Genomic DNA, 23025 nt, shown 5'->3' on the forward strand with positions numbered 1-23025 from the left:
CAGTGAGGCGTTTACCGGCGTGCTCAAGGCTAACGAAATAAAGATCAGCATGGATGGCAAGGGCCGGGCACTGGACAATATATTTGTCGAGCGGCTCTGGCGTTCCGTCAAGTACGAGGAAGTGTATCTAAAGCAATATCAGACGATGCAGGAAGCACGGGACGGCTTGAGTGCCTACTTCCGGTTTTACAACCATGAGCGGCCGCATCAATCGCTCAACAACAGGACACCGGCAGAAGTACATGGCACTGCTGTGCAATGGCTGCAAGCCGCGTAAGAATACAATTTAACCCATAGGGCATTTTACCTTAATTTAATGCATTAGTGGTCTTGACAGTGGGGTCCACAATAAACGAAATCAGGACAAATATTGCAGCTTCGCAATACGAAGAGGCTAGTGAGTTAGTTAACTTTTTGTCTCGGATTTATTCTGATCACAAGTTAAGTGATTTGAAAGTCACCAAGATTGGTAAGTTTAGTTTTTATTTTGTTTTGCTTGATAATGATTATTATATTCGAGAGGACCATTTGAGTTCAGGAGAATACTTCTTAATCCAGCTATATCGATTAATCACCTCGGGCGCTAGTTTGATTTTAATTGATGAACTAGATCTCGCATTAGATGCCGCTGCTCAAGTAAAGCTTTACAGCACCATTAAAGAAATTGTTAGTGGAAGTTCTACTAGAGTAATATTGTTTTCACATTCTCTCGCCTTCATGAGTACTGTAGATGATGGCGGATTATACTATTTAGAGAATGGTACCGGCTCAACTTATCTTGAAGCTAGATCTTTCGGCTATGTTAAGTCTGATCTTTATGGCTTCCATGGAAAAGATAGATATATAATCACGGAGGATGACGTGCTGGTGGGGTTTCTCAATTACCTTATTCGGAAACACATTAGCCCATTCTTTGAATATGAAATAATCCCTGTTGGTGGATTGGCTCAAATCGAGTCAATGGGGCGGAAGAATGATGCACATCAAATATTTGGAGATTCAGAAAAGTTAATTATATTTGTAGATAAAGATATTGTCGAAAAATTGAAATATGCTGGGCCAAGCAAAGTGCTTCACTCACCGGTTGATGATATAGAGCTATTCATTTGGAGGAATAAAAGCAAGTTGCCAGCTGACTTGCGAAATTTGAGTTTCAAACATGCCGAAAAGGAGAAAGCTACAGCTAAGACCTTTTGGAAGAAAATCATTCGAACCGAGAGTATAAGCAGTGACGAGTTGTTTGAAATTGTTGCCAGTGAAAATCAAACAGAAACTGAAGAGCTAGTTTTTGAACTCAAAGGTCACCTCTGTTTATCGTGAATTAGTACCCCGACGGTCTATTTGCAAAATGTTTTTTGTGATATTCCTTTTGTAGGGCTGGTTGTAATATCAGATGACTTTATGTATTGAGCGTTAGTAGTGTTATGGGTTTAGACGTAGAGCTAACCCTGAATTTCTATCAATCTGTTTTAAAACCCCCTCACACCAAACCCCCTCACCCCCAACAACAAACAATTCCCGCTTAGCCCGGGTCAACCCGGTATAAACCAGCTCCCGGCTCAACAACCCCATCGCCTGCTCAGGCAACACAATCGCCACCCGCTCAAACTCGGACCCCTGCGTCTTGTGAATCGTCATCGCATACACCGTCTCAAACCGGGGCAAGCGTCCGGGTGCCAGTGGTCGGTAGTCGTTGTCACCGGTCTGGAACCAGGCCATCAGGTGGCCGGTGGTGTCGTCGGGCCATATCAAACCTATGTCGCCGTTGTAGAGGCCTACGCCGTAGTGGTTTTCGGTGATCATGATCGGCTGGCCCTTGAAGAAGGGGGCGCGGGTTGGGTTCAGGGTTTTCAGTATCCGTTCGTTCAGGGCTTCTACGCCCAGGGGGCCGACCCGGGCCGGGCAGAGTAAGCGGAATTGAAACAGGGCCTCGAACGCGGCGGTTTTGTCGGCGGCGTTGGCGATGGGCCGGTACCAGTGGTCGACCCATTGGCTGATCTGTTGTTGGGCTTTGTCGGCCGGTATCCAGGCCAAGTCTTCGGCGTCGCTTTTCAGAGTGGCGAGGCTGGCCTCGGCTTCGCCGTTGATGACCTGGTTGGCTAAGCGTCCGATGCCGCTGTGTTGGCCGAAGCGGCGGCTGTGTTTTAAGAAAGTTAAATAGTCGGGAGCTGCGAGCTGCGAGTTTTTGGGTTCAGGCTGGGCGCTTTGAGTTGGGACTGTTAGGCCCAGAGTTTTAAGCGCTTTGGTTCTTTGTTGGCTGTAGCCTGGGTGGGGGCGTTGGGCCAGGTCGGCTAGTACGGAGCCTGCGGCTACGCTGGGTAGTTGGTCGGCGTCGCCGAGGAAGATGACTTTGGTGTGTTCCGGTAGGGCTCGGAACAGGCGGGTCATCATGGGTAGGTCGACCATGGAGACTTCGTCGACCAGCAGTACGTCGCAGTCGAGCGGGTTGCGTTCGTTGTGGCGGAAGTCGAGCTGGTTGGGGATGACGCCGAGCAGGCGGTGCAGCGTTTTGGCGTCATCGGGAATGCTGTTCAGGGCGAGCAGGTCGATGCGACCGGCCAGGTCCCTTTTGGCATCGCGGATGGATTCGGCCAGGCGCTGGGCGGCTTTGCCGGTTGGGGCGGCCATGAGTATGTTGAGGTCGTGCGGGCTGGTCATGGCCAGCAGCGCGAGCAAGCGGGTGACGGTGTAGGTTTTGCCGGTGCCGGGCCCTCCGGCGATGATGTTGAAGCCGTTGAACAGGGCGTTGGCGGCGGCGATGGCTTGCCAGTCGGTTTGTGTGTCGGCGGTTGGGTCGCCGGGTTCGGCCAGGGTCGGGAACAGGGTGTGCAGCGCGGCTTTGGCGGCTTTGGTATCCAGGGCGGCGGCTTCTGTGTTCGGGTGCATGCGCTGGCGCAGGTAGCCGGCCAGTTCGCGTTCGAAGTGCCAGTAGCGGCGCAGGTAGAGGCGGTCGTCTTCGAGCACGATGGGGGCGTTGTCGTCCGGGCCGATGGGGAGTGCGCTGAGTTTGGCCAGCCAGTCTTCCAGGGCCGAGAAGGTGTAGCCTGGTTTGTCGTCGGTCTGCCATTCGGTTTTGCCGGCCCAGGCGGGCAGGTAGAGGCAGCTGTGGCCCTGTTGCAGGGTGTGGCTGGCGCCGGCGATGGTGTGGAAGAGCCAGTCTTCGGGGCAGTTGAGCCAGTCGCAGAGTTGGGCGGCGAGGTAGAGGTCGATGTTTTGGATGTTGGCTAGGCGCTGGCGCGCGTTGGTTAGCAGTGGCTGGGTGGTTTCCTGTCGCCCAGGGGACTGGCCTCCTACGGGTTGGGAGGTTGGTGTTTGCGGGTGCCCCGGGTTGGATTGGTCGGTGGTCATGCTGGGGTCTCCGTGCCTGTGAACAGGGTGTCGAGGGCGTGCAGGGCGGTTAGGTCCGGGTCGCGGTGGTAGATGCCGGTGGTCTGGCCCTGGGTCATGCCGCGCAGGTAGAGGTACTGCACGCCGCCCAGGTGCTGTGCCGGGTCGTAGTCGGGCAGGCGGGTGCGCAGGTAGCGGTGCAGGGCCAGGGTGTAGAGCAGGTATTGCAGGTCGTAGAAGCTGGCGTGCACGCTCTCGGTCAGGGCGGTGTCGTTGTAGTCGCCCAGGCGGTCGCCGAGCCAGGTCGATTTGTAGTCGACCACGTAATAGCGGCCCTGCCACTGGTAAATCAAATCGATGTAGCCGTGCATCATGCCTTTCAGGCGGGGCGGTTCGGGCAGTGCTACTCCCATAACAACATCACTCATTTCAGAACCACGGGGGCCCATCGGACTCGATAAATTCCGGTGCTTCGCCAGTATGCGGGCCAGGCCCTGGCCTTTGCTCGCCATCGGGAAATAGAAGGCGGCTTCGCGTTGGGTGTTGGCCTGGGCGAGGTCAGCGAGGCGGGCGCCGCTGGGTAGTTCGGTGTTGAGAATGTCGTTCAGCCAGGCTACGAGGGCCGGTCGCAGCGGGCTGGAGCCCGGGGGTGTTGGCTCGTCTGTATTTGTTTGAGCGTCTCTTGGCAGCAAAGCCGGGTAGCGTTGTTCGGCCCAGGCGAGTTCGGTGTTGAAATCCGGGTGTTCGAAGTCGAGCCGTTCGAGCACGTCGTGCAGCAGGTTACCGGCTTCGGCGCCCCGGGCCAGCCGGAAGCGCAGCGGGCGGTCTTGAGGGGCGACCGGGGCTTGCTCGGGTTCGTCCTGGTCGCGGTCCGGTGTGGTCAGGCCGCCGTGTCGGGCGTTTCGGGTGAGCGCCGAGAAAGAGCTGAGCCACCAGTCGCGTTCGATGCGGCCGCGGAACACGGCGGCGTGGGCGGTGGTGGTTGTGGTTTGCACCGGCTCGGGGGCGTCGGCCAGGGGGGTATCGGCTAGCGTGAGCACGGCACCGTTGCCGTGTTGGGCGAAGTCGTCGAGTTGTTCGGTTAGGGCGCCGAAGGTGGTGGTTTGCAGGCAGCGGGCGAGCGGTGAGCGGGCCAGTTCCTTGAACTCAGCGGCCATCACATAGAGGCGGCGCTGGGCTCGGGTGGCGGCTACATAAAGCAAGCGAATGTCTTCGGCGGCCTGTTCCTCGTCGAACCAGTCACGTTCGGTGTCGGTCGGGTTCATCGCGAGCACGGCGTTGAAGGTTGTGCGGTCGTGGTAGCGAATCAGCATCGGTGGTTGTTTGGGTTTGCTGCGCCCGTAGCTGACGAACGGCAAAAAGACGATGGGGTATTCGAGCCCCTTGGCGCCGTGCTGGGTGATCACCTGAATCAGGTTGGCGTCGCTTTCCAGCCGCAACTGGGCGATGTTGGCCAGGGTGTCGTCTTGCCGGGCCTGGTCGAACCAGTGCAGCAGTTCCCAGGGTTGGCGGTGTTGCTGGCTGGCCTGTTGCAGCAGTTCGAGCAGGTGCAGGCTGTTGGTGAGCGTGCGTTCGTGGCGTTGGGGGTGCGGGCGCACGTGGCGCTGGAACAGGTGCAGCGCCATGCTCATCAGGCCCTGGCTGAACCAGCGTTCGCGCAGAGTGGTCAGTTCGAACAGGGCTTCGGCCCAGGCGTGTTCGTCGTTTTGCAGTTGAAACAGGCGGTCGGTGTCGTACCCGAACCAGGGCGTGGCGAGTGCGGCGATGAGGGCGCGGTCGTTCTCGAGGTTGAGAATGCCGTTCAGGGCGCGGGCCAGGGTGTCGGCTTCCGGACTTTGCAGAACGTTGTCGCGTGCGCTCAGGTACACCGAGGCGAGTTGGTGTTCGCGCAGGGCGTTTTGCAGCACTTCGGCTTCGGTTTTGCTGCGCACCAGTACGGCGATGTCGCCGGGTTGCACCGGGTTGTCGTCGAGCCGGGCTTCAGCCAGCAGGCGGCGGATCTCCCGGGCCGACCAGTCGGCCAGGGTGTCCATGGCGGTGCGGCTGTAGCCTTTGGGTTCGTCTTCGGTGGCGGGCAGCAGGCACCATTGCACGGCGCCGCGGTCGGCCGGGTCGTCGATGTCGGGCATGTCGGTCCGGCCCGCTTTCACCGGCAGGTAGTCGATGCCGAACCCGAATACCTCGACGCCCGATGCACCGGTTCGAACTTCGCCATTGGCGTCGAGCGGGTGCGCGCCGTAAAACAATCGGTTGTAGCCCTGCACCACGGCCGGGTGAGAGCGGAAGTTGGTGTCCATGTGCCAGCGCTGGTCGGCATCGTTCCGGGCTTTCAGGTAGGCGAACACATCGCCGCCGCGAAAGCCGTAAATCGCCTGTTTCGGGTCGCCGATCATGCACAGCAGGGTCTGGCTGCCGGTGGGGTAGAGGGCATCGAGAATGGCGTACTGGTCCGGGTCGGTGTCCTGAAATTCATCGACCAGGGCGACCGGGAATTGCTCGGCGAGTTTGGCGGCAAGCGCGGGCCCGGCGTCGGCATCTTGCAGGCGCTGGCGCAGCTGGATGATCAGGTCGTTGAAGTCGAGCTGGTCGAGCCGGTCTTTGCTTGACAGCAGGTGCGCGCGGGCGAAGGTGATGCCTTGCCAGGCCCACCAGGCTTTGTGTTCGCGTTCCATGCCCGCCAGTTGGTTGGCCAGTGCCTGCAGGTGCGGCATGGCGGCTTCTTTTTTGGCGGTGCTGAAGGCGTCTTTGTGGAACTTGCCGACGAACACCCCGGGCACGGCACCGGGCCAGGGCTGGCGGCTGAGTTCGGTCAGTTCATCGAGTTTGGCCTGCCATTCAGCGGTGCTGGCCTCGCCCCGGCGGGGTTTGACGTTCAGGGTGTAAAACGCTTCGGCTTCCCCGGCCCAGTGCTGGCAGAAGGCGTTCCATTCGGCTTGCGGGTTGGTCAGTTCCGGTTCGGCGACGGTCTCGCTGCCGCCGATGGTGCGGCCCCATTCTTTGGCGAAGTCGTCCGGTGTCGCCCAGTAGCTTTGCAGTTGCTCGAAGCCATCGCCACGCGCTTCGCGCCGGAACCAGTCCTGCAGGGCTTCCAGAATCAAAGCGCTGCTGTCGGCTTCCATTTCGGCGTGAAAGCTGATGCCGCTTGCGAAGGCTTGCTGGGTGAGGGCGCGTTTGCAGAAGCCGTGAATGGTGTACACGGCGGCTTCATCGAGGTTGAGCAGGGCGTTGTGCAACAGGGCGCGGGCTTTGGGGGCCTCGATGCGGTTGGCAAGTTCGGTAAAGAAGGGCTCGTTTATCTCGCCCCAATTGTCGTGCGCCTGGCGAATCAGTTGGCCGAGGCGGCCTTTCAGTTCAGCGGTGGCGGCTTTGGTGAAGGTCATCACCAGTATCTGTTCAAGGCTCAGCTGTTGCTCCAGCAGCAGGCGCAGGTACAGCCGGGTGATGTTGTACGTCTTGCCGGTGCCGGCGCTGGCTTCAATGAGCTGGCGGCCGTGCAGAGGCAGCGTCTCGGCTTTGAGTTCCTTCAGGGCGTGGTCCGACATCAGTGTTTTGGGTTACCGGGAGCGTTCAGGGCATTCTGGCAAGGTGGGGGTGGGTGTGCAAATGAATTGGGCGGCTTATTGAAGCAAGGTTCGGTGGTTGGTTTGGCTGTGGTGCCTTGGGTTCGTGTCAGGCACCGGGCATGCCTGTCCGGGGTCGGCGTGAACCCGTCCATGGGGCCTAGGCTTCGGCATCCATGCCTCAGACTTCCCCGGACAGGCATGCCCGGCACCTGACACTTGGTTTGGTGGCCACTTCCGAAACCTGGTTGACACTTTCCGCCAGGACAGTCTCCGTAGACCCTTATACCACTGGCAGTTGTTTGATATGCGTCAAAACGCGCAGCGCTCGCAGGGTATTCCAGCGACTGGCGCCACCGGTCCGCTCCATCGTGAAATGAACCTTACCGGGGTGCCTGGCCTGTACCGGCCAGGTGCCGTCCTTTCTGCGTTTCTGAAGGAGAACATCCAGCGCATCTTGCATTCGTGCGTCGTAGTCGATGCCCGCCTGCTGGAAATAGTCCAGGGCTCGTAAGATGTCAAAGCGCCAGCGGGACGGGTAGGACAACATGAGCAGCTTTGGATCAAACACCTCGCCGGTTCGCTGGGACTTGAACAACCGATGCCGCAGCAGGAACTCGACCGCCTGCTCTGCTGCTGATAACAGGGTGTCCAGTTGGTACCGATAGCCGTTGGTTCGGTACTCATGAATGGCCTCAAGAACCGACAGCGTTGAGTGCACAGAACTGTGGACTGTTGCCCGCCGGTTGGACTGGCAGTTCCATCCGCCATCCGGCATGTGTTCCGTCATCAGAAAGTCCACTACCGACTTCAGGTCGTCTGCGTTCGACCCGAAATAGGAGGCATAATTCAGGAACATACCGTTGATACAAACGTCGCTTTTTTTCGCATCAGTCGCATGGACGATGCCACCGTCAGGCCCCCGGTGCGTTCGTATCACCTGGGCAATCGTCTCCTGCGCGGGCGCGAGGTTGGGCGCAATGGCCAGGTTTTTGAGGTCCAGAAGGGTGTAGTGGGTAGAGGTCCATTTCATCTGGTAGAACGCTTCACCCCAGTGCCCTTTTGGGTTCCGCAGACCGAGTAACTGGGCACCCCAACCTTCCCGGGCAATTCGGGCGCGCAGATCCGGCCGATCATGTCCGAGCAGGTCTCTATGGGTTTGATACTGGATGGAGACATCGCCCTCTAATAGCCAGTCGATGACCGAGGGGGCCTTATCCGGCGTTATGGAAGACACTGTCATGGCGCTGTTCCCTCAAGTCGTGACCGACCTCATTGAGTATAGAATCAAAGCCGGGGCTCGCTTTGACTTGAATCAAGAGAACTTTTTTGGACAGTGCCTGCCTGTGAGTGCGTGACATTCACTGGCTACGGGACTGACTGGTAGCCCTCCTGATAGCTCTTACATACCCAGCCCACGATTCACGATGTCGGGCTCGACTTGTGTGCCCTCTTGGGTTCCGGACAACCGGTACCCATTGGCCAGGTTGCCGTCGTGGCAATCCAAAGCCCCTTGAATGCAGTTTTCAAGAATGGTTTCCAGAACAGTCGGGTGCCAGGCGTTAAACCAATCGGCGTGTAGGGATAACCCCCCTGCTTGTTCGTCGGTCACCTCGTACATGTCTGACGCAAGGCGCCAGCCAGCGCTTGTTTTTATATCTGGATGGGTGAACTGGGGCACAACGCCAAATGCATAGTGGTAGCTGACGCGAATAACCGGTACCGGGTGTGATGATGGGCATTGCGTGCCTTCCGGGCCGCCTTCGTTGACTGGGTAGGCCATATGACTGCGATGGTCTGTGGAATCGAGGTTTTCTCCGTCCCAGCAACTGGGGAAAAAGACATCAAGGCGCACCCGGTCCGGTTCTTCGCATTCCGGAATGGTCGCGCTGAATTGCGGGTTCAAGGCGTCGTCGGACTCCCAGGTTTGGCAATGCCAGCGCACCACGGATGTATCCTGTTCTGCGCCGGGTTGAGTGGTGCTCTCACCGGCAATCATTCTCAAACCCGGAGGCAGCGGTTGAATGGATGCCAGGTCATCGACACCGGCGGAATAATAGAACACCTCGTGTGCTTCATCGTCATTGCCAACGACCGCAGGGACAACTTGCCAGGCGGGATTGCCGATCGCATCGAGTTGACGCTCACCAGTTATTTGATCGTATACGGGCGCCAGTAGCGCGGGGTTCCAATAGGATGAGAGGTTCAACTGATTACCCTGACAACTGGATTCTCCCTGGGTGTACAAGGAGGCCATCGTGGTGTTCTCGTCGACTTCGGTGTTGCCGTAAAACCGGTGAAGGTGAGCGGCGCCTTCCTCACCGGGGAAAACGATCGGGTCGTTATAGCTGCTGTGGGCGAAGTCACAATTAATGCGAAATATGCCTCGCCAACTTCCCTCGGTTACTGCACTGGGCGATATGTTGGTGGGAATCAGGTCTTCGTGACCGGTAACCATCACATCATCTACTGTCCAGCGGATTAGGGCGGTTTCCCCTGTTTCACCTTCGGTGCCAACGGCTCGTATGCTCAGGTCGTTGTTACCGAGGTCAACGGATTCAATAAACATCGGCGGGCTGCAACTTTCATAGGTGTCTCCGTTCAGGGAGCACTCGAAGCCGGCAGCATCCGGGGCGGAAAAGTCGAATTCTGCGTAGCGTAAGTGAGTAATGTCAGCGGGCGCTTGTTCAATACTGAGGGTTAAGTCTGAATCCGTATCCGTTTCCTTGTTACCGTTGTCGCCCTCAGTGTCAGAGGATTGCAAGGTACTCTCAAAGCACCCCGTTAGTGCGCTGGAGACAAGCAGCATTGCAAGCCCCCGGTTTAGGTGGCAAACAGACATAAAACCCTCCGCCGTTCTTTGTTTTTGTGTTGGACGATCACCATAGGGAGGAAAGGTGCACAAATTATGGCGGCAATGTGGAGTTTCAACCAGGCAAGCCAGAGGCGGTTCTGGTGGTGTGTTTACCGATAGTCGTTGGTCAAACTGGGAGCAGCTCAGGAGGCCTCCCCAGTTGACCGTCTGTGTGAGGGTTCAGCCGCGACAAGCCGCCTCGATCGTGGCGATGTCGATCTTCTTCATTTCCATCATCGCTTCGAAAGCGCGTTTGGCGATGGCCGGGTCGGGGTTGGTGAACGCTTTTGTCATCGCGACCGGCGTTATCTGCCACGACACTCCCCACTTATCCTTGCACCACCCGCACATGCTCTCCTGCCCGCCATTACCGACTATGGCGTTCCAGTAACGGTCGGTCTCGGCCTGGTCATCGGTGGCTACCTGAAACGAAAAAGCCTCGCTTTGCGTAAATGTGGAGCCACCGTTAAGCCCGAGACACGGGATGCCCATGACGGTGAAGTCTACGGTCAGAACGTCCCCGTCTTTGCTCGACGGATTGTCCGCCGGGGCGCGATGCACCGCTTGAACTGACGAATCCGGAAAGGTCTCGGCGTAAAAGCGCGCGGCCTCTTCTGCACCGCCGTCGTACCAGAGGCAAATTGTGTTTTTGGCGGGTGTGCTCATGGTGTATCTCCTTAATGTGACCGTTCAGTGCATCCCAGTGCAGCGTCACCGCACTTGAATGGCGATAGGGCATCAGCGGGCTGAATCCACCGCGCCTCATATCGGATAGTCGTACTGGCAGCCGCAATATCGACAGGGCGATGCAAAAATATTTTTCACAGTTCGTTACTGTCTGTCGTTCAAACAGTCGGCTAAAGATAGCACCTAAGGGTGCTGGTGATGCCTGCCCTGAAAATGCGGAGTCAGTTGGATAAAACGTACTCCGGATAGGCCGATGTTGCCACTGATCGATTTACGAGAGTTGTGACCAGTTGACCGAGACACGGCGACCAGCGTCCATGAGCTTTTCGAACGCACTGAAAGACATCGGGTCCGTTTTAGAATCGGTTGGGTTTACGTGCAACCCGGACCAGCCACAGGCAAGGGCCGGTGCGATGTCTTTTTCCAGAGTGTCACCAATAAACAAGGCCGAAGCCGGATCAATCCCTTCTTTTTGTTCCAGCAACTTGATCAGCGCTTTATTGGGTTTTCGCATGGCAATGGTTGCATCACCACTCGAATACCAGAAATCAAATGTCTTATTCAGACCCAGCGCTTCAATGACACTGTGCTGAAAAACAGAGGGGCCGTTCGTCATGATGCCAACCCTGCACGGGTACTGTTCCCGCAACCGATCTGGAAGGGAGTGAACGCCCTGATACAGCGTTTGCACGTCTGCCCAGCGCTGAGCGAATGCGGTAAACAATGCCTCCCTTTCTTTGTTGTTGCATTCAGGAAAGCAGCTCTCTATGGCTTCGATGCCAGTGCAGGCACCGTCGATGGAGACCTTTTCCATCCAGGTAGGCATTACTGATTCCAGCGTCGTGCTGAATACGGTGTTGAACACATCATCAAAACGCTCCGTTGGGTAACAAAGCGTCATGTCGAGGTCAAAAACGATGGTTTTGAACAAAGCCGGGTTTCCTTTTGGCCTAAATAGGGTGCGTTGGTAGTGGAGACAAATCAGTCAAAGTCTCTGGTTGTTTCAATTATGCCTTTGCAGGGTAAATGATTTGGACTCTCTAGTGGTTGTCTTGGCTTAGGTAGTGCTCAATATCTCTGGCACTGGTCAGAAAAATCGATTCCATGGCAGCCCCCACTTCGGAAAAGCTGGGGTGGGTTTGGCGGTATTTCTGAATGAGCTGTGCATGCTGCTGCAGGCTTTTTCCCGTGGTTTGCAGCGCGTTGTGAATCTCGGTGTGCGATAGGCTGCATGAGGAACGGCCGAAAGCGACCAGGTAGCTTAAAGGCCACCAGACTTTGCGTCCGGCCAGGGTCAGGGCCGGTACGTCCTGGCTCAGGTAGGGCACGGTTGAAACGATGTCGTAGGTGGGCGCCAGTCGGCGTTCGCCAAAGGGCTGGTCGTAGACGATGCCGAAGTTTTTTAAGTGGGCGTCGCCATTGCGGACCGCCCAGGAGACCAGGACCGACAGGAACAAGGCGTGCAATCCTCTTTTGCGATGAGCCAGGGAGAGGAACGCGACGAGGGTTTTCGACAGTTGCTCATAGCTGCCGGTGTATTTGTCTTCAGGTGCCCGGCCTTGCAGCACACAGCCGTCTTCAAAACCCAGCCATTGGCCGGTTCCGGTTCGGTCGAAGCGCTTCATGATAAAAAGCTGACCATCGGCGGATAGATCAAAGTCGGGAACTGGCAGGCCAACCGCTTTGGCCAGGCTCATGCAAAAATATTCGTTGGCGGCCAGTTCCGGGAAATCGTCGCCCCAGCTTTTTACGATGAAGCCGCCGGTTTTGAGGGTGGTTCGCTCAGCCGTCAGCGCTGGTACGATGACCTTGGGTTGAACGCCAGAAATGCCGGAGTGCAGGGCGTATTTTTCGACCAGTTCCTCAAATAATTTGTCGTTGCCGGAGTTGAGTAGTTCGTTGAGTGACTCGCCCTTATCCTGAGTGGCATCGCCTGCTTTATCCGGATCGACGATGGCAACCCGGCCGACCTGGAACCGGCCCAGGGCAGTGAGCAGGGTGAGGTCTCCGGGGCCATACAGTTTGGCGATGGCCTTTCGCAATATGTCACCGAGATACCCTTCGGGCAGGTTTTGCGCAAAAACCGGATGCAGACCGTGGTACAAGTAGGCATCCCTTTGCACGGGCATGGTAACCGACACGGCATTGTCAGCCGCGGTGCCCGTGTTATAGAGAAAGACGGAGGGGTCCGGTCTCGCCGGGCTGGTCAATTCACCCACGGCGTTGTCATCGACCGTCACACGAGCCCGGTGTTGAGTTGCCATTACTGGCCCTCCCGATTCTGGCGTTGAAGGTCGTTGAGCGTTGGCAGGCCCTGAGCTGGCTGGGCTGTTAGTTCGAACCCCAGTGCCGCTAGAACCCGTTCCAGCTTGGCATACCCCATCTCTGGAAGACGCTCGTTTTCCAGCTTCGACAGCGTGGTACGGTCGACACCGGCTAGCTCAGCCAGAGCCTGTATGGACAGGCCTGCTGCCTTGCGTTCTTTGCGGATAAACAGGCCGAGGTCGCTGAGTAACATGTGAATATACACCACGTTTCAATCTAATGAGTGTCAATTGTAGCGTATATTCACGAAATAGGCGTGTTTGCTATTCCTTTTCTACTTGCAGCGTCTCTTGCGCCCGGTGTTCAAACAAGGGCGCATAGAGAGCTGTTACTCCCTCGAATATGGGGTCGTGCTCGGGTTGCTCGGGCCAGAACCAGGCCATGTAGGCGTCGTCGCTGAGGCCGTTGCTGAACCAGCCGTCGCCGTACCAGGCTTTGTCGTAGTCGGCTGGGGTGTAGTCGCGGCGCTCTCGGGGTTTGGCCATTTCCATGGCGATGTCGGTGTGCCAGGGCAGGGGTTCGCACTGGCCCCGGCGCCAAAAGGCGAGCCAGTGGCCGAGTTCGGTTCTGGCGGTGTCGACCGTCATCGGGGCGAAGTTAATCGCGTAGACTTCGTCTTTTTTGCGCTCGCGGAAGACACCCATGGTGATGGTTTCCGATTGGGTGTTGGCGAGGAGGTGGTGCAGCCAGAGGCGCAGGTGGTCTTTGCCTTTGGCGTCGGCCAGCCGCCAGAACAGCAGTTCGCCGCCGGGCAGGCGCGGTAGGTTGGCGCTTACGGTCAGGCGCTGGTCTGTACTGATGGCGAAGACGCGTTCGACCGGTTCGTACACCAAGTGAGCGGCACCGAGCGATAGTAGGTGCTCACTGAAGGCATCGGCCTGGGCTTGCCAGTCGGCGAGGGTGTCGTCGATCAGGGGGTTGTCGGGCAGGCGGCCGGAGAGCCGCTCTTTGGTGGTCAGGGTGGTTGAATCGGGCAGGGTCGCGTCGAAACGGGCGTCGATCAGGCCTTGCTGCAGTTTATAGCGGTCGAGGTGGTTGGCGGCGAACGGTTCGGCGTCGGTCAGTTCGGGGGCGTCGTCATTGCCCAGAAACAGACCCAGCCGCTGGCGCGCGAATGCCCGGGCCGGGTGCTCGGCGAAGCTGACCAGTTGTTCGATGGTGAGCGTCTCCGGCCAGTCCGGTTCTGCCAGCACGGGGGTGTTGTTTGGGTTGGGCAGTGGTTGGCCGAGGCGTAACCAGCGGCTGTCGAAACTGGGCCAGGGGTTAGCCGGGTCGGTATTGTCCGGGTCTGTGTTTTCCGGCTTTCTGTTCTCTGCCACAGGTTCTGATACATAGTTTTCAGGGGCGAATGGCTGCAGGGGCAGGGCGTTAATGCCGGTGCCAGTGCGCCAGCCCGTGGCGCCTTCGAGGTAGGCGAACAGCTCGGTCAGTACCAGCGAGGGCTGGCGTTCGGTGTTGGTGTTTACGTCGCGGCCCTGGTAACTGAGGTAGAGGGCGTTGCGGGCCGACAGCAGGGCTTCCAGAAACAGATAACGGTCGTCGCCACGGCGTGATCGGTCGCCGAGGCGCGGCGTGTCGTTGGCCATTAAGTCGAACCCGAGCGGTGGCCGCTGGCGCGGAAAGTCGCCGTCGTTCAGGCCCAGAATCGCGAGTACTTTAAAGGGCACCGAGCGCATCGGCACCATCGAGCAGACGGTGATTTGCCCGGTCATGAACTGGCGACCGGTGCGGGCGGGGCTGGCGAACATCTGTTGCAGGGCGTGGCGCACCACGGCCAGCGGCAGGGTGCCGGTGAAGCCGGCTTGCTGGCTGTGTTCGCTGAGTTCGCGCAAGGCGTCGCGCAGGTCATCGTGCGCGGCTTCAAAGGAGGCGCCGGTGGCGAACAGAGCGAGGCGCAGCCGGTCTTGCAAAAAGCCTTGCCAGTCGCTGGCAGTGCGCGGCTGGTGCAGGTCGGCGGCCAGGTATTTTAGGGTGTGAACGAAGGCGGCGAGCTTGCCCAGCAACTGGGCGTCGCTGCCTTCGACGTTGGGCAGCAGCAGGCGCTGGCCGAGCACGGTTTCGGTATCGCCCCAGGCAAAGCCGACCAGTAAGCGTTCCAGGCCCTGTTGCCAGCTGTAGCTGTCGTTGCTGGTCTGTGCATTGGATTGTATGAACTGATGCTGGTGGCGGTCGTCGAGGCCCCAGTGAACGCAGGCGGCGTTCAGCCAGCGGGCGAGGGGGTCGAGGTCATCCTGAGCCAGGCCGAACTGTTGTTGAATGGCTGGAACGCGCAGCCAGCCTATCACCTGGGTGACCTGGAAACGGGCGTCGGGCAGGGTCAGTAAATCGAGAAAGGCGGCGACGGTGGGGTCGGCGTCTTTCAGGTTGCGGTCGGCGATGGAGCAGGGCAAGGGCGGGACGTCTTCGCCAATGTCGTCGAAGCGACGGGCGAACACGGCTTCAACAAAGGGGGCATAGTCTTCGACGTTGGGGCACATCACCAGCACGTCTTTTGGCGTGAGGGTTTTGTCGGCATTGAACTGGTGCAGCAGCCAGTCGTGCAGGCCCTGCACTTCCCGCAGTGCACTGTGCGAGCTGCGCACGCAGAGTGACTGATCACTGACGTCGGTTGGCTGGTCGCGGCCGTCGCGCAGTTTCAGCAGGTCCTGTTGCAGTTGGGTGAGCAACGTATCGCCGGGGGGTTCTACAAACACCGATGTTTCGATGTCGGCCCGGTCGCTGAGCAGGCTCACGAACGCCTGGCCCTGTTTGCCGAGGTTGCCGATCAGCGGGTTGCCGACGTCGATGGCCAAATCTTCGGCGTCGTTGCCTTTTAGCACCCAGTCGGCCCGGCGTCGGGCGGCTTGTTTTTCGCTGGTGGTTTCGCCCCAGTACTCGTCACTCGGGTTGAGGTGAAACAGGTGGATGTCCAGGCCGGCCCGGTCTGACAGGGCTTTCAGAAAATCGAGCCACAAGGGCGCCAGGCTGTTGATGCCGAAAATGAACAGCCGTTCGGGCAACGGTTCGGCCGGGGTGTCGAGTTGTTCCATGGCGCGTTTTAACAGGGCGAGCGGGTGGTTCGGGTTGTTGCGCGCCAGGTGCCGCCAGAGTTGGGCCTGCCAGTGGTCGTCTTGCCCGGCTTCCCACTGGTCTATCCAGTCGGGCCGGTACATCAGATATTGTTCGTACAAGTCGGCGAGCTGTTCGGCCAGTTGGAAGCGGCGCAGCGGTTGCTGGCGGCCGGACTGGTTCTGCCAGTAGCGGGTGGGCTCGGCGAACGCGGGCTCGTCGGTAATGACCGGTTGGCCGAGTAAATCGTGCAGGCGCCACACCAGCACTTCGCGCCGATAGGGGGATTGTTCCGGCACCTGGCTTGCGCCCAGCACCTGGCGAATCAGTGTCCACATTTGCTGAATGGGCAACGGGAACTCGAGGTTCATGCTGATCTGGCGGCTGGGGTGGTCGGCGAGCTTCATGTTCAGCCAGTGCGCCATGCCCTGGTGCTGCACCAGAATGATGTCGGGCTGCAGTGGGTTATCGACCGGAAGCGCCAGCAGGGTGGCGAGCGGGTCGATCAGGGTGTCGAGTTGGTTGCCGGGCAGAACGTGAAACATGAGGCGGGCTCGTCGGGTTTTGGGCCAGTGTAGCAAGGTGGTGAGGTTTGTAGGAGGCCTCAATCGGCCGCCGACGCCTGTGCGTTTAGTGCATTCCGAACAGTGAACGCAGTGTCACCAGAATAGAGCTTGAGTGATAACGTCAGCTTGGTTACAACGTCTGCTCACTGTTGATTTCGGCGGCTTTTGTGACAGACGCAGCTTTTTCAACGGTTTCGCATTGTTTAGCGGCGCTACGCGCTCGCGCGGTGGTGTATGGCTTGACGGGTTGGTAGATGGCTCAAGCCCCGCGAACAGCGCATGCTGCATCGCGCTCAGTACCCCGCGCCTTGTCAGGCGGCGTGATTTTGTTCGGCCGGGTTGGCCCGATTGTCGGGTTGAGACGTATCTGATTGTTCGGTTCATTTAAGGAGTACCTGCATGACCCTCTGGAAACAAAGCGCGGTGACGCTGGCGTTAATTGTGGTGGCCGGTGGTGGCTGGTTGGTCTGGCACCCGGCGGGTGAGGGCGTGCGCGTGCAACTGGGCTTGGCTGAAGCGTCCGAAGGCGGGCGCGGTGGTGGCGGTCGCCCGGGCTTTGGTTTTGGTGGGGGCGCCACGCTGGTGGTGACCGATACCGTTGGCCAGGCGGTGATTAACGATCAATTGACGGCGATTGGAGACGGGGCTGCTTTGCGCTCGGTGTCGATTAACCCGGAAGTCGGCGGTCGCATTGCCGAGGTGCTGAAAGGGTCGGGCGATCGTGTGGCGGCTGGCGACGTGATCGCGCGGTTGGACTCAGGCTCCGAACGCATAGCGCTCGATCGGGCCCGGCTTGCCGTGCGCGATGCTGAAAACCGGGTTGAGCGATTGACGCGAATGCAGCAGGGCAACAGCATTACCCAGGTTGAACGGTCCGATGCTGAGTCGGCACTGGAAGGCGCTCGGTTACAGGTCAGAGAGGCCGAGCTTGCCCTCGACCGGCGCACGATACGGGCACCCTTTGCCGGTGTTCTGGGCATTGTGTCGCTGGAGCCGGGTACGTTGGTGGGTACGCAGAATGAAGTCGCCCGGTTGGATGACCGGTCTGATCTTCTGGTTGAATTCCGCGTTCCGGAGCGTTTTGTCGGGGCCGTTTCAGTCGGGCGTGACATCACCGTGACGCCGGTGTCGAATCCGGGCGCTTTGCTGGAGGGGTCGATCACCGCGATAGACAGCCGGCTAGAACCCGATAGCCGTACGCTCAGGGTTCAGGCGCTGGTCGATAACGAGGCCGACCAACTGAGGCCGGGCATGTCGTTTGTGCTGGAAATGCGGTTCCCGGGCGATACGTTTGCGACGGTGAATCCGCTAGCGGTTCAGTGGCGGTCTGAAGGCTCTTACGTGTGGCGAATTAACGACGATGACAGCGCCGAGCGAGTTGACGTGCGCATCATTCAGCGCAATTCCGATGCCGTTTTGGTCGATGCGCCGTTGCAGCCGGGTGACGCCGTGGTCACCGAAGGTGTGCAGTCGGTTCGGGCCGGTGCGACCGTGCGCCTCGCGGACGGAGGCTGATCATGTCTGCAGAACCCAGAATGGCTCGCATGGGTGGTTTTACCGCCTTATTTGTTCGTCGGCCGGTGCTGGCGCTGGTGGTCAGCGCGCTGATTGTGGTCTCGGGCATTGCCGGTTTGTTTGGCGCCGAAATTCGTGAACTGCCTGCGGTTGACTCGCCGGTCGTGACGATCAGCACTTCGTATAACGGTGCCGCACCCGAGACCATCGACCGGGAAGTGACCAGCATTCTGGAGGGCGCTGTCTCCCGGGTATCGGGGATCGATTCCATTTCGTCCAGTTCCAGTTTTGGTCGCAGCCGCATCACACTCGAATTCCGCAGCGACGTGAACCTCGATACGGCGACATCCGACATTCGCGATGCCATTGGCCGCGTAACCGGCCGGTTGCCCGGCGATGTCGATGACCCGCAAATCATTAAGGCCGATTCCGATGCCTCGCCGGTGATGCGTTTGTCGGTCACCTCGTCAACGTTTTCGATTCAGGACCTCTCCTTGCTGGTTGAAAACGAAGTGCTCGATCGTTTGGCCGCCGTGCCTGGCGTTGCCGATCTGCAAGTGTTTGGCTCACGCGAGCGTATTTTCCGGGTGGATATTAACCAGTACCGGCTGGCCAGCTTTGGTTTAACCGTTGCTGACGTACGCCAGGCATTGAGCAATGTGTCGTTCGATTCACCGGCCGGTGCTTTGTCGAGCAACGACCAGAGCCTGGTGGTGCGAACGTCGGCTCAGATAAGCGAACCCGAGGATTTCATGAACCTGCGCATTCGTCAGGAGATCCGCATTCGCGACGTGGCCACCGTGACCCTGGGTGAAGACCCGGGCGACAGTGTGTTGCGTGCCAACGGGGCCGCCGGTGTTGGCATTGGCATTATTCGGCAGGCGCAATCGAATACTCTGGAAATATCGTCAGCCGTTCGGCTGGCGGTAGACAACATACAAGAGATTCTGCCCGAGGGTGCCAACATTCGGGTGTCGAGTGACGATGCGACTTACATCGGTGGCGCTATTTCCGAAGCGGTAAAAACCTTGCTGTTTGCAGTCGCCATTGTGACGCTGATTATCTTCGTCTTTTTGCGGGACTGGCGAGCAACACTGATTCCCGCCATTACCATTCCGGTGGCGTTGATCGGCACCCTGGCAGCGATTTATCTGGCCGGTTTCTCCATTAATATTCTGACCTTGCTGGCACTGGTGCTGGCTACCGGCATGGTGGTGGACGACACCATTGTGGTGCTCGAAAACATCGTGCGTAAACGCAACCAGGGCATGGGATCACGCGCGGCGGCGGTGCTGGGTGTTCAGCAGGTGTTCTTTGCGGTTATCACCACAACGGCCACCCTGGCAGCCGTGTTTATTCCGTTATCGTTTTTGCCGGGCCAGGCCGGTGGTTTGTTTCGTGAGTTCGGTTTTACGCTCGCGATGGCGGTGGTGTTGAGTTCGGTTGTTGCGTTGACGCTGTGCCCCATGTTGTCTTCCCGGCTGCTCAAGGCTCATACAGAATCGCCAGACGGTATGCCCGCAAGGCGAGGCTTGTTTGACGTGCTGGGCGATGGGTTGCAACGTTTGTTTGTCACCATTCTGCATTTTTCGCTCCGGGCGCCACTGATTATTCTAACCATATCGGTGCTCGTGTTTGCGCTGGCTCTGAGCTTGTGGGGTCAGTTGGATCAGGAAGTCACGCCACCCGAAGACCGTTCAGTTGCGTTGCTGTCGGTATCGGCACCGCAAGGCGTTAGCCTCGATTTCACCACACAACAAATGCGTCGGGTGGAAGAGCTGGTGCAACCGCTGATGGATTCCGGTGAAATTGAAAACACCTTTTCGATTGCCGGTATTGGCTCCGGCAACCGCGGCTTTATGGTGATGGGCCTGTCACCGCAGGACCAGCGTGAACGCAGCCAGCAAGAGATTGTCGGCGAGATCAATGGGTTAATGGCGACCATACCCGGCATTCGTGCCTTTGCTATTCAGCCGAACAGCCTCGGCATTCGCGGCGGTGGCCGTGGGTTGAGCTTCGCCGTTGTTGGCAGTAATTACGACCGGTTGAGCGACACCGCAGATTCACTGATTGCCGCGCTGGAAGAGAACCCCCGGTTTGGTCGAATCAGTTCATCCTATGAAACCACACAGCCGCAGTTATCGGTCACGATCGACCGGGATCGTGCGGCCGATCTCGGCATCAACATCAATGGGTTGGCCGAGGCCATGCAAGCCTTGCTTGAGGGCCGCGAAGTGGGCTCGGTGTTTATCGAAGACCGAAGCTTTGACGTGAAAATGCTGTCGACCACGCACCCGGTTCGTGACCCGACCGACCTGCAGAGTATTTTCCTGCGCACCGGTGATGGCCGCATGGTGCCGATGTCGACCGTTGTATCGCTGCAGGAGCAAGCGGTGGCTCCGTCGCTGGCCCGGGAATCTCAGTTACGCTCGGTCTCGATTACCGCGAGCCTGACGCCTGGCTTTGCCCTGGGCGATGCCCTGTTGCAAGCCGAGCGGTTGGCCGAACCCCTGCTGCAGGATGGCATGCGGATTCTGCCCTTGTCGGAAGCGGCCGCACTGGATGAAACGTCCAACGCGATGTTGCTGACCTTTGGGTTTGCCCTGTTGATTGTGTTCCTGGTTCTGGCCGCGCAATTCGAAAGTTTCGTCAGTGCGTTGATCGTGATTTTCACCGTGCCGTTCGGGTTGGCCTGTGCGATCTTCGCCTTGTTGATCTCGGGCGTGAGCCTGAACGTGTACAGCCAGATTGGTCTGGTATTGCTGGTGGGCGTGATGGCCAAAAACGGCATCCTGATGGTGGAGTTTGCCAACCAGTTACGTAACCGGGGTTATGAGGTTCGCGAGGCCATTGAGGAAGCCGCCATTATTCGCCTGCGTCCGGTAATGATGACGATGATGTCTACCGTTCTCGGCGCATTGCCGTTGATTCTCTCGACCGGCCCGGGTGCTGAAGCGCGTGAAGCGCTGGGCTGGGTGATCGTGTTGGGGTTGGGTATGGCGTCGGTCGCAACGCTGTTCCTGACACCGGTTGCCTACTTGCTGCTGGCCCGGTTCAGCAAACCGCAACAGGAAGAACAGGACCGGTTGAACCGGGAGCTGGAAGTGGCGGATGAGCAATTGGCTTGAGGATTGAACCGGCCGCCCAGTTTATCCGCGTCCGGTCAAATAGAGGCCATGCCTTGCTTGCCGTGTTATAAGTGGCAGTGGTTGACTACACTCTGCTAACGAATAACCGGTGAGCGCTTTCATGACTGTCACCAATACATTGTCGATGTCTGAAACCGATCTCGCTTTCCGTCTGCTCGCCGCCTTGCTGCTTGGTGCGCTGATCGGGTTGCAGCGGGGTTGGGTCGCCCGACATCTGGCCGCCGGTGAGCGCATTGCCGGCATCCGTACCCACGCCTTGGTGGGGTTGCTGGGCGGGTTCTCTGCCGTGTTGTCCGACACACTGACGCCCTGGGTGTTTCCGGTGACTTTTATCGGCGTGGCGGCGATTGCTCTGGTGGCCTACCGCGCCCGGTTGCAGCACGAGAGAAACTTCAGCATCACCGGTCTGATCGGGCTGTTGCTGACGTTCATGCTGGGCGCCATTGCGCTGTCTGTCAGTGTGTTTCTGGCGGCGGCGGGGGCGGTGGTTACCGCGATGATCCTCGACTACAAAACTGAAATTCACGGGCTACTTGCCAGGCTGGAAGCCAACGAGCTGGATGCCGGGCTCAAGCTGCTGCTCATTTCGGTGGTTGTATTGCCCTTGCTGCCCAACCAGGGGTATGGCCCGGGTAAGGCCATTAATCCCTATGAAATCTGGTGGCTGGTGGTGCTGATTGCCAGCATTTCCTTTGTCGGTTATTTCGCCGTGCGAGTGGCCGGGGCGCGACGGGGCATTCTGTTTACCAGTTTATTTTCCGGGCTGAGCTCCACGACGGCCCTGACCCTAAACTTTGCCAAACTGTCGCGCCAGGCACCGGAGGCGAGCCGGTTGTTGGCCGCCGGTGTGCTGATCGCTTGCGGTACCATGTTCCCCCGCCTGCTGATTTACGCCTATCTGATCAACCCCGATATGATCGGGCTGCTCATGGCGCCTGTAGTGGTGATGGCGCTTTCCCTGTACCTGCCGGCGGTTTTTATTTGGCGGAACATTGAGCAGACCGTCAGTTTGGAAAAACCGGTACTCGAGCGTAACCCGCTCGACCTGAGCAGTGCCTTGTATTTCGCCGCTCTGATTACTGTGATCCTGCTGCTGGGTGATTGGCTGACCAAGGCCCTGGGAGAGGCCGGTATCTACTTGCTCGCCGCCGCGTCGGGCATAGCGGATGTGGATGCGATTACCTTGTCGCTTACGCGCTTGTCTTTGAACGGCATCAGCCTGGAAACCGCTGTGCTCGGGATCGTCATCGCGTCGTCGGTCAATAACCTGGTGAAAGCCGGGCTGGCGGTGTGGTTGGGCAGCGGGCAATTATGGCGACTGGTCTTGCTGCCAATGGTGGCTTCGCTGTTGCTGGGTTTGGGTGTTGGCGTTTGGTGGTAATGTCTGATTGGTGTCGTTACCAGCTTTGCCAATAGCCCCTAGTCAGGGAGGGGATGGATAAACCAGCCTGTCTATGGTTCGTTGTCTACCCAGGCAAAACACCCTTGTTTGCAGCCGACGCAGTGTGACGTGCTGAATGATCTGGTGTGAAAATGCCGATCACATCACAACCTCGCCTGATTAAAACCGTTTTTACAACGTTAGACATGGGGTGTCTGTACCAGAAACTCCACCCACCACAGTTTCAGTCTCCCTTTCTCGCGCTGCTTGTTGAAAACTGTTGCGGCTGTTATTTCCCATCTCTGCCGAGCGAAGCCCGGCTATACAGTCCAATAACAAAAAGTCGAGGGACAGGATGACCATTCAGACGCACCGTTCGCTTACGCCAACCAAACCACTCGCAACGCTGACCGTAGTAGCCGCGTTGTCGGCCAGTCTGTTAATAGCAGGCTGCAAGCCACCGCCGGAGCTTGCGCCCTACCAGGAGCGTGATATCCGCGATGATGTCTTTTATTTTGTGGGCTCTTCGTAGTTTCCTGTGGAAATCCAGTATAATCAGGACTTGATCATACCGAATTTACGGGGAGTCTTTCTGTGGAAATCGAAGAGCATT

The 23025-nt window shown here is 58.3% G+C and carries 15 protein-coding genes; 6 read left to right on the forward strand and 9 right to left on the reverse strand.

All coding sequences use genetic code 11. The annotated features are described in order from the left end of the window. A partial coding sequence (locus tag G565_RS0117400; RefSeq protein WP_028672019.1) for an integrase core domain-containing protein occupies positions 1-277 on the forward strand: 277 nt, incomplete at its 5' end. A 59-nt stretch (positions 278-336) separates the two neighbouring features. Beyond that, complete coding sequence (locus G565_RS24725) at positions 337-1320, forward strand: AAA family ATPase (protein WP_051208192.1); 984 nt, start codon at positions 337-339, stop codon at positions 1318-1320. Between the two features lie 102 nt (positions 1321-1422). Here the strand turns inward: G565_RS24725 and recD are convergent, their stop codons facing one another. From recD to recC, 9 genes are all read right to left on the reverse strand, one after another. Further along, positions 1423-3348 (reverse strand): exodeoxyribonuclease V subunit alpha, encoded by a 1926-nt coding sequence (recD, locus tag G565_RS24730; RefSeq protein WP_051208193.1) that lies wholly within the window; start codon positions 3346-3348, stop codon positions 1423-1425. Further along, positions 3345-6869: an exodeoxyribonuclease V subunit beta gene (gene recB, locus G565_RS0117415; protein ID WP_028672020.1), complete on the reverse strand. Its 3525-nt coding sequence runs from the start codon at positions 6867-6869 to the stop codon at positions 3345-3347. The genes recD and recB overlap by 4 nt, the downstream gene beginning before the upstream one ends. 301 nt (positions 6870-7170) lie before the next feature. Beyond that, positions 7171-8130 carry a prenyltransferase/squalene oxidase repeat-containing protein gene (locus tag G565_RS0117420; RefSeq protein WP_051208194.1) on the reverse strand — a complete coding sequence of 320 codons (960 nt, stop codon included), beginning with the start codon at positions 8128-8130 and terminating at the stop codon, positions 7171-7173. A 159-nt stretch (positions 8131-8289) separates the two neighbouring features. Continuing rightward, on the reverse strand, positions 8290-9651 hold the full coding sequence (locus tag G565_RS0117430) for a DUF1996 domain-containing protein (protein WP_245584212.1): 1362 nt from the start codon (positions 9649-9651) through the stop codon (positions 8290-8292). 270 nt (positions 9652-9921) lie between these two features. Next, the gene (locus G565_RS0117435) at positions 9922-10407 is read right to left on the reverse strand and encodes a VOC family protein (RefSeq protein ID WP_028672023.1); all 486 of its coding nucleotides are present in this window, start codon (positions 10405-10407) and stop codon (positions 9922-9924) included. A gap of 292 nt (positions 10408-10699) precedes the next feature. Then, the gene (locus G565_RS0117440; protein WP_028672024.1) at positions 10700-11359 is read right to left on the reverse strand and encodes an HAD family hydrolase; all 660 of its coding nucleotides are present in this window, start codon (positions 11357-11359) and stop codon (positions 10700-10702) included. 109 nt (positions 11360-11468) lie between these two features. Beyond that, positions 11469-12692 carry a type II toxin-antitoxin system HipA family toxin gene (locus tag G565_RS24735; protein WP_051208196.1) on the reverse strand — a complete coding sequence of 408 codons (1224 nt, stop codon included), beginning with the start codon at positions 12690-12692 and terminating at the stop codon, positions 11469-11471. Then, positions 12692-12946 (reverse strand): helix-turn-helix domain-containing protein, encoded by a 255-nt coding sequence (locus G565_RS0117450; RefSeq protein WP_028672025.1) that lies wholly within the window; start codon positions 12944-12946, stop codon positions 12692-12694. The genes G565_RS24735 and G565_RS0117450 overlap by 1 nt, the downstream gene beginning before the upstream one ends. Positions 12947-13016: 70 nt before the next feature. Continuing rightward, positions 13017-16346: an exodeoxyribonuclease V subunit gamma gene (gene recC, locus G565_RS0117455; protein WP_028672026.1), complete on the reverse strand. Its 3330-nt coding sequence runs from the start codon at positions 16344-16346 to the stop codon at positions 13017-13019. A gap of 420 nt (positions 16347-16766) precedes the next feature. Between recC and G565_RS0117460 the strand changes: the two genes are divergently transcribed. From G565_RS0117460 to G565_RS26875, 4 genes are all read left to right on the forward strand, one after another. Then, positions 16767-17882: an efflux RND transporter periplasmic adaptor subunit gene (locus tag G565_RS0117460; protein ID WP_028672027.1), complete on the forward strand. Its 1116-nt coding sequence runs from the start codon at positions 16767-16769 to the stop codon at positions 17880-17882. A gap of 2 nt (positions 17883-17884) precedes the next feature. Continuing rightward, on the forward strand, positions 17885-21010 hold the full coding sequence (locus G565_RS0117465; RefSeq protein WP_028672028.1) for an efflux RND transporter permease subunit: 3126 nt from the start codon (positions 17885-17887) through the stop codon (positions 21008-21010). A 121-nt stretch (positions 21011-21131) separates the two neighbouring features. Beyond that, the gene (locus tag G565_RS0117470) at positions 21132-22412 is read left to right on the forward strand and encodes an MgtC/SapB family protein (protein ID WP_051208199.1); all 1281 of its coding nucleotides are present in this window, start codon (positions 21132-21134) and stop codon (positions 22410-22412) included. Between the two features lie 355 nt (positions 22413-22767). Continuing rightward, the gene (locus G565_RS26875) at positions 22768-22944 is read left to right on the forward strand and encodes a hypothetical protein (RefSeq protein WP_157600137.1); all 177 of its coding nucleotides are present in this window, start codon (positions 22768-22770) and stop codon (positions 22942-22944) included. Positions 22945-23025 lie beyond the last annotated feature (81 nt).

The organism is Saccharospirillum impatiens DSM 12546 (assembly GCF_000423605.1).
Classification (GTDB): domain Bacteria; phylum Pseudomonadota; class Gammaproteobacteria; order Pseudomonadales; family Natronospirillaceae; genus Saccharospirillum; species Saccharospirillum impatiens.

Coding starts and splice junctions, on each gene's coding strand:
- recD (WP_051208193.1), bottom strand. CDS start 3,348: ATGACCACCGACCAATCCAACCCGGGGCACCCGCAAACACCAACCTCC.
- recB (WP_028672020.1), bottom strand. CDS start 6,869: ATGTCGGACCACGCCCTGAAGGAACTCAAAGCCGAGACGCTGCCTCTG.
- G565_RS0117420 (WP_051208194.1), bottom strand. CDS start 8,130: ATGACAGTGTCTTCCATAACGCCGGATAAGGCCCCCTCGGTCATCGAC.
- G565_RS0117435 (WP_028672023.1), bottom strand. CDS start 10,407: ATGAGCACACCCGCCAAAAACACAATTTGCCTCTGGTACGACGGCGGT.
- G565_RS24735 (WP_051208196.1), bottom strand. CDS start 12,692: ATGGCAACTCAACACCGGGCTCGTGTGACGGTCGATGACAACGCCGTG.
- G565_RS0117450 (WP_028672025.1), bottom strand. CDS start 12,946: ATGTTACTCAGCGACCTCGGCCTGTTTATCCGCAAAGAACGCAAGGCA.
- recC (WP_028672026.1), bottom strand. CDS start 16,346: ATGTTTCACGTTCTGCCCGGCAACCAACTCGACACCCTGATCGACCCG.
- G565_RS0117460 (WP_028672027.1), top strand. CDS start 16,767: ATGACCCTCTGGAAACAAAGCGCGGTGACGCTGGCGTTAATTGTGGTG.
- G565_RS0117465 (WP_028672028.1), top strand. CDS start 17,885: ATGTCTGCAGAACCCAGAATGGCTCGCATGGGTGGTTTTACCGCCTTA.
- G565_RS0117470 (WP_051208199.1), top strand. CDS start 21,132: ATGACTGTCACCAATACATTGTCGATGTCTGAAACCGATCTCGCTTTC.
- G565_RS26875 (WP_157600137.1), top strand. CDS start 22,768: ATGACCATTCAGACGCACCGTTCGCTTACGCCAACCAAACCACTCGCA.